Here is an 8,981-nt window from a genome sequence, read left to right as displayed (position 1 = left end):
GAAAAAGCACAGGTGGGTTGAAAATCACCCACCCATGCTTTTTCTCCAGCGCTTGTCGCCCCTGATCAATCGCCCTCTGCTTTTCCTTTCTATATCAGCTTTATTCCGCTGATCAGGATGACGAGGGCCATGATTGCACGAAGTGGCCGGGCAGGGAGTTTTGAGGAAAGTGTGCTTCCGATGATGACTCCCGGAATGGAGCCGAGCAGGAGATTGATGACGATCATGTAGTTGATATGGCCGAATCCTGCGTGCATCAATCCTGCTGCGCTGGCCAGGAAAAAAGCATGGGCAATGTCCGTGCCGACTAGTTCTGCAGCACGGAGCCGGTACAAGTGGAGCATCGCAAGGGCAAATAACGATCCGGAGCCGATAGATGTGAGGCCGACGATAAAACCTAATATTGCCCCAATGGCAATCGTTAAGCCGCGTTTTTCGCTTAGCGGCTTCGCCTGAATTTTTGTTTCGGTCTTATGCCTGTAGAATGTTTTCACCAATGTGGCGAGGGCGACTAGAATCAGGGCATAGCCGAGGGCATGCTTGATAATGTCTTCCTGATTATTGAAAAACGTATCGAAAAGGCGGAGAACGCCGACAGCGACGATGGCGCTCGGAATGCTTCCGATTGCCAAGTATTTTACCAATGTAAAATTGATTGTCTTTTGCCGCCAATGCTGAATGGAACCGAAAAATTTCGTGATCGAGTTATAAAGAAGATCGGTGCCGACCGCAACAGACGGGCTGATGCCGATCAAGACGAGGACAGGCGTCAGCAGCGCCGCGCCGCCCACACCTGTGAGGCCGACGAGGAATCCGACGAACAGCCCCATAACAATCATGCCAATGCTCATGTTCTGCACTCCCCAGACTAACAGTATCTTTTGATAATGCTATGAATGGGGAAACGGGAATGTTCCGCTGAAGCCTGCATTCTCAGATGAAATGTTTTTTTGCCTCTTTATTCTTCTTCTTCTTCTTCACCGCCATAGTCGATTTTTTTGCAACCTACGTAGAGGCAGGAAAGGATATCCGCTTTCGGGTTCGCCTTTGCCAGCCCTTTAACATAGGGCAGGACAAGGTCCTTGAAATCCGCCTCAACACCTTCTTCCTCAAGGATTCCATAAATATAGATCTTTGTTTCGCTAAACAAAAAAGCGACATTTCCAACCGCTTTGTGCTTAGGATCCACTACATTCATCACCTGGTATTCAGGAGTGAGAACCTCGGGGGAAAAATAAATTTGCATGCCAATTCTCTCCTTATGTGAAGGTCAATTTTTTAAATAACGTGTCTTGCCCTTTTGTCGGTTCTTTTTTAGCCACTCGAATCAGTGCGATGCAAAGGAAGGCAACCACCAGCGTCAATCCGGCATTGGCCAGAAACATGCCGGTACGGGACCATTCCATTAAGGCGGTGAAAACGGGCGGCCCGATCGCTACGCCAAGAAACCGGACGGATCCATACAAGGAAGTGACAAAGCCCCTTCTTGCCGAAGCAACGGATCCTGTGATGAAGCTGTTAATGCATGGAAGAGCGAGCCCCGTGCCAATACTGCTGACGACAAGCGTCGCAAAAAATGGCAAGAGTTTTTCAAAAAAGACGAGGGAGGCAAAGGAAGCGGTCATGAGAAAAAGCCCAAGGACGATCAGCCTTTTCATCAGCCTCATATTTTTGCCGATATTTGCCCCTGTTATATAGGATGTCAGCGTCATGAACAAGAGCGGGATCGCCAGGATGGCCCCTTTGAGGATGCCGTCGATTTTGTGATCCTTCTCCAAAATGTCCGATATATAAAACAAAATGCCGAAAAGAGTGAACAGGCATGTGGCCCCTGCGAGATAAGCAACAAACAGCCACCGTCCTTCTGTCCGGAAGACGGAGGCGAGCCCCTTTACATAGTCTCCCACCGGCGGCGGCTCCTTCTCTTTTTTGCCTTCCTTAATGAAAAGGATCGTCAACAGGACGGAAACTGCACAGAAGATCGGAAAGGCAAAAAAGGCGGCATACCAGATGATCAGAGCGAGCAGGGAGCCGATGATGGGACTGATCACTTTGCCCATGCCGTTGGATGCTTCGACAAGGCCAAGCACCTTGCTCTGCTCGGCGCCCTTGAACAAATCTCCCGTCAGTGCCATGGCAATTGGTGCCGTTCCTGCTGCTCCAATCCCCTGCATGATCCTTCCGGCAAGAATCCATGTATATGCGCTGTCAAACCAGGCAGCCGCTGCGCCGGCCAACAGCCCGCCGCTCCCGTATAAGATGAGGGCCGGAATAATGATCGCTTTTCGTGAAAAACGGTCTGATAAATACCCGAGAATCGGAATGGATATGGCCGCTGCAATGGAAAATACCGTAATAATCAGGCTGACTTTAAATTGGGATACATCAAGTTCCGCCTTCATCTTGGGAAGAACCGGAATGAGCATGGAGTTCCCAAGTACGAGAATGAGCGGAATTGAACCGATCGTCAGTATCGTCAGCCCTTTTCTTTTAACCTTTGGCAAAGAGTGTCCCTCCCATGTTCCAATGGATAAAGCCCGTTGATAAGGGGCCTTTCATCTTGAATTCGCTTCTTTATTATTTGATGCATAGTTGATTTTATGCAGGGCGGATGCCTAAATCATAATCGGCCGTGCAATCATTAACACATTCACCCAGAAAATGAATAGTCTATCCTAGAAAAAGGAGGAGGCGCTTTACCTATGGACTTTTTGCAGCTGCCGGAAAGGACGGCGGGGGACCGGACATACGGAATTACATCCATCGTGGATTTCGGGACACCGGTCGGTGAGTTGGAACATATTTTGCGGGATTACCATTCGCTGATCGATATTGCCAAAATCGGCATCGGAACGGCTTATGTAACGCCAAATCTGAAAGAAAAAACAGCCCTTTACAAATCCTTTGGAATCATCCCGTATTGTGGCGGAACTTTATTTGAAAAATGTTATCAACAGAAGAAGATCGCCGAATACGCCGTTTTTTTACAAGAGGTGGGCGTAGAGTGGGTGGAGGTCTCGAACGGGACGCTCGATATTCCGCTTGAAGAAAGACTCAAAGTCATTGCCGAGTTGAAGGATCACTTTCATGTGATTGCTGAAGTTGGATCCAAGGACGCGGATAAAGAAATGCCGGTTTCTGAATGGAAAAATGAAATGGAGCAGCTGCTTGATGCAGGATGCTCTTATGTCATCACAGAGGGCAGGGATTCCGGAACATCGGGGATCTATCAAAAGAACGGGGAGATCAAAGCAGGTCTGGTATCCGGGCTGCTGGCTGATATTGACAGCAGAAAAATTATCTTTGAGGCCCCGACGCCGAAGCACCAAATGTATTTTATTAATGAATTGGGCCCGAACGTCAATCTGGGCAATGTAAAGCTTCAAGACGTCTTGATTTTGGAGACGCAGAGGCGGGGACTGCGGTCCGAGACCTTTCATCTGAAGGCAGAAGCGGAATGCGTGCAGTTTTTATAAGGCATTTGCCGACTGTGTGGAACGTGGAAGGGCGGCTGCAAGGGAGGCAGGACATCCCGGTTTGTCCAATTACCGATGCTCTATATGAAGAGATATCCGAGAACAAGCAAAAGCTTGAGGCGGAGCAGCCCTTTGATCTCGTTCTGGCCAGCACGCTTCGGCGGACGAAAGAGACGGCCGGACTTTATGGATTTGAACCGCGTGAGGAGCCGCTCCTTGATGAACTTGATTTTGGCACGTTTGAAGGAAGGACGAAATTGGAGCTCCTGCAAAGTCTGGGAAACGCATGGATCGACAATCCCCGAGAGCTTATGCTTGGTGAAAGCATCCATGGTCTCGAGGAAAGAATCTATCGGTTTTTTGAAAAATATGGACGCTTCGGGAGTGTGCTTGTTTTCGGGCACGGTGCCTGGATTCGAGCGATGCTCTCGATACACCGGCACGGCGATGCCCGGGGGATGAATAGAATAACGGTCGGAAACAACGAATATATCCGGCTCAAGAGGTGAGTAGATGACACCGGGACTGACATACGAAAACTGGAATGAGGAAAAGGCCGAAGCCGTTTTGCAGGCGTGTCCTGATGAGATGGCGATTTTAAAATGGGCCTTCAAGGAGTACGGGGAAGAGATCGTCTATGCATGCAGTTTCGGTACGGAAAGCATGGTGCTGGTCGACTTGATCAGCAAGGCGGAGAAGACAGCGAAAATCGTGTTTCTCGATACGGGCCTCCATTTCCCGGAAACATATGCATTGATTGAAGAGGTAAAGGAACGGTATCCGGGACTGCGCATCCAAATGGTAAAGCCGGAGCTGACGCTTGAGGAGCAGTCAGAAAAGCATGGAGAAGAACTGTGGAAGAGCACGCCAAATCTTTGCTGCCATATCCGGAAAGTGCTACCGCTTCAAAACGCACTTCAAGGGACAAAGGCATGGATTACAGGGCTGCGGAGAGAACAGTCTCTATCACGGAAAAATACACCGTTCATCAGCCCTGATGAAAAATTCAGTAACGTGAAAATTTGTCCGCTGATCCACTGGACCTGGGATGATATCCAGACCTATACCGCGCTTCACAAGCTGCCGTACAACAGGCTTTATGACAAAGGCTACCCAAGCATCGGCTGCGCTCCGTGCACGTTGCCGGCACAGGATGCGGGCGACCTCAGGGCTGGCCGCTGGCAAGGCTCGATAAAAACCGAATGCGGTCTGCACCCGGCAGGGCGGGAGAATTAAGCACTTTGGAGGGATATAAGTGAGCAAAAGCATTCCGCATGGCGGAAAGTTGATCAGAAGAATCGAAGAAAACCGCACCATCGACCACAGCCTGCAAAAGATTGAAATCGGCCGGCAAGAGCTATCTGATCTTGAACTGATTGCCACAGGCGCATACAGTCCACTAGAAGGGTTTATGGGAGAAGACGACTACGAACAGGTTGTTAACAGGATGAGGTTGGCGAGCGGCCTGCCTTGGTCGATTCCGATCACGCTTGCTGTCCAGGAAGACGATGCGGCTCGGGTCGACCTCGGCGAAAAAGTCAACCTCTCACATAACGGAGTCATCTATGGAGAAATGAAGGTTGAAGAAATTTACGAACCCGATAAGCGGACGGAAGCTGAACTGGTATACGGAACGGAAGATCTTCAACACCCGGGTGTGAAAAAATTGCTGGAGAGACCGGATATTTATCTTGCGGGACCGGTCACTCTCCTGAAAAAGCCGGAGAAAACGGCCTTCGCAGAATATTATTTGGACCCGGTTCAGACGAGGGAAACATTCAGCCTGCTTGGTTGGGAGACCGTTGTCGGATTTCAGACACGGAATCCAGTTCACCGCGCCCATGAATACATCCAGAAAACGGCGATGGAGACAGTCGACGGTTTGTTTTTGAATCCGCTCGTCGGAGAGACGAAGAGTGACGACATCCCGAGTGGAGTGCGGATGAAGAGCTATGAGATTCTGCTTGAGCGCTATTATCCGAAGGACCGTGTATTTTTGTCGGTCTTCCCGGCGGCGATGCGCTATGCCGGGCCGAGGGAGGCGATTTTCCATGCCATCGTCAGGAAGAACTATGGCTGTACCCATTTCATTGTTGGAAGGGATCATGCAGGTGTCGGAAATTACTATGGCACATACGATGCCCAAAAGATTTTCAGTCAGTTTGCCGAGGGGGAGCTGGGAATCCAGCCAATGTTTTTTGAACATAGCTTTTACTGTACCGCTTGCGGAAACATGGCCTCATCAAAAACATGCCCGCACGGTGAGGAAGATCGTGTTATTTTGTCAGGAACAAAAGTGAGGGAAATGCTGCAGAATGGGGAAAAGCCGCCTGTGGAATTCAGCCGCCCCGAAGTGGTCGAGGTGCTGATTGAAGGAATGAGTGCGGAAGTTATCAATTATTAAAGGGTGTAATGGATGGGAAAGGATAAATGGATCGTATGGCATGAAGGGACTGTAGAAAAGGCAGAAAGGCAAAGGATGAACGGGCATAAAAGCTGCGTCGTCTGGTTCACAGGGCTGTCGGGTTCAGGGAAATCAACGCTAGCAAATACAATTGACCGTATTTTGCATGAACGGAACTGCAGAAGTTATGTACTCGACGGCGACAACATCCGCCACGGACTGAACAGTGACTTGGGATTTGGAGCGGCGGATCGGACGGAGAATATCCGAAGAATCGGAGAGGTTGCAAAGCTGTTTGTCGACAGCGGGCAAATCGTTTTGACTGCCTTCATCTCACCTTTCCGGGAAAACCGCGAGCAGGTGAGGAAAATGTTCAAGGACCAAGAATTTATCGAAGTATACCTTGATTGCCCGCTCGCATCTGTGAGCAGCGTGACCCGAAAGGCCTGTACAAGAAGGCAAGGGAAGGCAAAATCCCCGAATTCACAGGCATTTCCTCCCCATATGAGCAACCCCTCGATCCAGAGCTTGTCATAGGAACAGACAGAATGGAGCTGGAGCAGGCTGCAATGGAGGTCATTCGGTTTTTGGAGGAAAAGGAGATCCTTTGAGGGTCTCTTTTTTGTATCCTGGAAAAGGGGGGCAGTTCCCGCATTTCGCCCATTTTCCACCTGTCCAGGGACCGACCCTGCTGTCCCTTTTGGCACTTACATCCGTCTCCAATTCGCAGATGTCCAAAGCAATCTCCTGAAGTTCAATTCGTATAGGTAGTCAATGAGATTGGTGGAGAAAAATTGGCACACGACTGCAAATACGACAATTTTATAATCGATAACGGCGGCTGTAACCGAAAAAATGAGCAGATTGATCACCATCATCACTTTTCCCGGGCTCCACTTTTTATAAGTGGAAATCATCAGCGCAGGGATGACCATCCCGCCGCTTGAAGCGCCTGCTCGAATCAGGATGCCGACCCCGATGCCGAATAAAATGCTTCCCGCCATCATATCAAACAAAATATTAACATGGGGAAGCTGCAGCCGGGCGGTCAGAAAACTGACGGTCATGGAAGTAATGGCGACGGACAAGATCGTTCGGAATGTCCACGTATAACCAAAATACTTGAGGGCAAACAGAAGGAATACCGCGTTGGCGAGCCAGAGGGAAAAACCGAGCTGCAGCCCGAACCAATGATTCATTAAAAGCGCCAGACCCGCAGCCCCGCCAGAAGGAATTGAATGAGGAAAAAGAAAAATAGACATTGCCATCCCTTGCAAAACAGCCCCTGACAACAAACAGAAATACGTAAACAGCCATTTTTTCATCCGTCCTGCTCCCTCATGATCTTCCTCCTCTGCTCTGTATGGGCCACTGGGCCGTAATCCCTTCCGCTTTTACCGATCCCGCCGGGATGCCATCAAAGAGGGAAAAGCGCCTTCTTCTTTGTTCTCTTGTGCATACCATCCCTGGCAGGCCCTTCCGCTTTTAATTTTATGTCCAAGCCTGGGTGTTTATGTTAGCAGGGTTAGGCCGGTTGCTTGGTGGGTATACATTCACTATCTTTTTAACAGCGGAGGCGAAGAGCATGAAGAGAGAGAAATTGGACAAGACATTTAAACCGCATTGGGTATGGGCAATCGCCCTTGGCTCTGCAATCGGCTGGGGCTGCTTCATTTTACCGGCTGATTGGTTGCAGACGGCCGGCCCGCTCGGCGCGATGCTCGGACTGGTCATTGGTGCTTTGCTGATGATGGTGATTGCGGTCAGTTACGGGTACATGATAGAAAAACATCCGGTTTCCGGCGGAGAATTTGCGTATGCGTATAAAGGGTTCGGCACAAAGCATGCTTACATATGCGGCTGGTTTCTCGCCCTTGGCTATATTAGCATCGTTGCCTTGAACGCCTCTGCTTTTTCCTTAATGTTTAAATTCACAATGCCTTCGGTCGTAGAATTTGGCCATCTGTACCAATTTTCCGGATGGAATGTCTACGCAGGTGAGATTCTAATTTCCAGTCTAGCTCTGATCGTTTTTGCTTATTTCAATATAAAAGGCTCTCAAATGTCGGGACAGCTGCAATTTATCTTTTGTGTCATCCTCGTAGGGGGTGTTGTACTCCTGGCAATCAGCATGATGCTGAATCCCGCGACGGATTTTTCCAATCTGAATCCACTCTTCAAACCGGGCATACCGGCCATCAGCGGCATCCTCGCAATTGTTGCCATTGCACCTTGGGCGTTCGTCGGCTTTGACAACATACCGCAGGCTGCTGAGGAGTTCGCTTTTTCCCCGAAAAAAGCATTCGGCCTAATCATCTGGTCCCTCGTTTTCGCTGCTGCTCTTTATGGGCTGATGATTGTTGTTACCTCCTTAGCCGTGCCGTGGCGACAACTTGTAAGCGGCAATCCGGTCTGGGGCACTGGGGAAGTCGTTTCTGGCACCCTCGGCATTATTGGCATGCTGATGCTTGCAGTTTCTCTAACGATGGGAGTTTTCACAGGTTTAAATGGTTTCTATGTATCATCAAGCAGGCTGCTGTTTGCGATGGCCCGCGCGAAAATCCTGCCATCCGTGTTTGCGAAAATCCACCCGAAATATGGAACGCCGTACGTCGGAGTCCTCTTTACCTGTGCGGTCTGCCTGACTGCCCCATGGTTCGGCCGATCCGCTTTGATGTGGGTTGTCGACATGGCATCAATAGGCGTGACAATCGCGTATTTCTACACTTGCATCACGGCGTATAAGCTGATGAAAAACGATCCGGAAGCGACACTGTTGAAAAAAATAACAGCACTGCTCGGCAGCGTATTCGGCATTGTTTTTGTAGGATTGCTTCTTGTTCCGGGATCACCGGCGCAGCTTAGCCTGCCATCCATGATCGCACTCGTCATCTGGACGCTCCTTGGTGGAATTTTCTTCATCATGAATAGGAAGGAATTTTCCGCAATCCCGAAAGAAGAGCTTGATTACTATATCTTGAACGAAAAACCAAAAGAAAAGAAAACCAAGAGAAAAATGAAACAACAGGAAGCGATGCAGCTGTAAAAGTTGTTTGGGGCTGGCCGTAACGGCCGGCCCTTTTGCATATTGAAGCGGTAAA

10 protein-coding genes and 1 pseudogene are annotated in these 8,981 nt (G+C 49.6%); 6 read left to right on the top strand and 5 right to left on the bottom strand.

Annotation, left to right across the window (positions count from 1 at the left end; genetic code table 11):
- Positions 1 to 89: 89 nt before the first annotated feature.
- From AC0TWI_RS19395 to AC0TWI_RS19385, 3 genes are all read right to left on the bottom strand, one after another.
- Entirely contained in the window at positions 90 to 851 is a 762-nt protein-coding gene (locus AC0TWI_RS19395; protein WP_488127989.1) for a sulfite exporter TauE/SafE family protein, read from the bottom strand.
- A 107-nt stretch (positions 852 to 958) separates the two neighbouring features.
- Positions 959 to 1,246, bottom strand: a complete 288-nt coding sequence (locus tag AC0TWI_RS19390; protein ID WP_488127988.1) for a hypothetical protein — start codon at positions 1,244 to 1,246, stop codon at positions 959 to 961.
- A 13-nt stretch (positions 1,247 to 1,259) separates the two neighbouring features.
- On the bottom strand, positions 1,260 to 2,504 hold the full coding sequence (locus AC0TWI_RS19385) for an MFS transporter (RefSeq protein WP_488127987.1): 1,245 nt from the start codon (positions 2,502 to 2,504) through the stop codon (positions 1,260 to 1,262).
- A gap of 198 nt (positions 2,505 to 2,702) precedes the next feature.
- Here AC0TWI_RS19385 and AC0TWI_RS19380 point away from each other — a divergent pair, with 198 nt between their 5' ends.
- Genes AC0TWI_RS19380 through AC0TWI_RS19370 form a run of 3 tightly spaced genes read left to right on the top strand, consistent with a single transcriptional unit; the run spans position 2,703 to position 4,712 of the window.
- Positions 2,703 to 3,476 (top strand): phosphosulfolactate synthase, encoded by a 774-nt coding sequence (locus AC0TWI_RS19380; RefSeq protein WP_488127986.1) that lies wholly within the window; start codon positions 2,703 to 2,705, stop codon positions 3,474 to 3,476.
- Positions 3,458 to 3,985, top strand: coding sequence for a histidine phosphatase family protein (locus AC0TWI_RS19375; protein WP_488127985.1), 528 nt, complete (start codon positions 3,458 to 3,460; stop codon positions 3,983 to 3,985). Before AC0TWI_RS19380 ends, AC0TWI_RS19375 begins: the two co-directional genes overlap by 19 nt.
- A 4-nt stretch (positions 3,986 to 3,989) precedes the next feature.
- Entirely contained in the window at positions 3,990 to 4,712 is a 723-nt protein-coding gene (locus AC0TWI_RS19370) for a phosphoadenylyl-sulfate reductase (RefSeq protein WP_488127984.1), read from the top strand.
- Here the strand turns inward: AC0TWI_RS19370 and AC0TWI_RS19365 are convergent.
- A complete protein-coding gene (locus tag AC0TWI_RS19365; protein ID WP_488127983.1) occupies positions 4,642 to 4,800 on the bottom strand; it encodes a hypothetical protein in 159 nt (52 codons plus the stop codon). The genes AC0TWI_RS19370 and AC0TWI_RS19365 overlap by 71 nt on opposite strands.
- Here AC0TWI_RS19365 and sat point away from each other — a divergent pair.
- Together sat and cysC are read left to right on the top strand one after the other, a co-directional pair.
- Positions 4,732 to 5,880: a sulfate adenylyltransferase gene (gene sat / locus AC0TWI_RS19360; protein WP_488127982.1), complete on the top strand. Its 1,149-nt coding sequence runs from the start codon at positions 4,732 to 4,734 to the stop codon at positions 5,878 to 5,880. The two genes, AC0TWI_RS19365 and sat, sit on opposite strands and share 69 nt — an antisense overlap.
- A gap of 12 nt (positions 5,881 to 5,892) precedes the next feature.
- A pseudogene (cysC, locus tag AC0TWI_RS19355) lies at positions 5,893 to 6,491 on the top strand (adenylyl-sulfate kinase).
- 96 nt (positions 6,492 to 6,587) lie between these two features.
- Here cysC and AC0TWI_RS19350 read toward each other — a convergent pair.
- On the bottom strand, positions 6,588 to 7,205 hold the full coding sequence (locus AC0TWI_RS19350; RefSeq protein ID WP_488127981.1) for a YitT family protein: 618 nt from the start codon (positions 7,203 to 7,205) through the stop codon (positions 6,588 to 6,590).
- Positions 7,206 to 7,465: 260 nt separating this feature from the next.
- Here AC0TWI_RS19350 and AC0TWI_RS19345 point away from each other — a divergent pair, with 260 nt between their 5' ends.
- Complete coding sequence (locus AC0TWI_RS19345) at positions 7,466 to 8,926, top strand: APC family permease (RefSeq protein ID WP_488127980.1); 1,461 nt, start codon at positions 7,466 to 7,468, stop codon at positions 8,924 to 8,926.
- Positions 8,927 to 8,981: the final 55 nt, after the last annotated feature.

The sequence above is a fragment of the Lederbergia sp. B243.17 genome, assembly GCF_057657925.1.
Note: the sequence above shows the minus strand (reverse complement) of the source record. Positions and strands in the feature narration are given on the sequence as shown.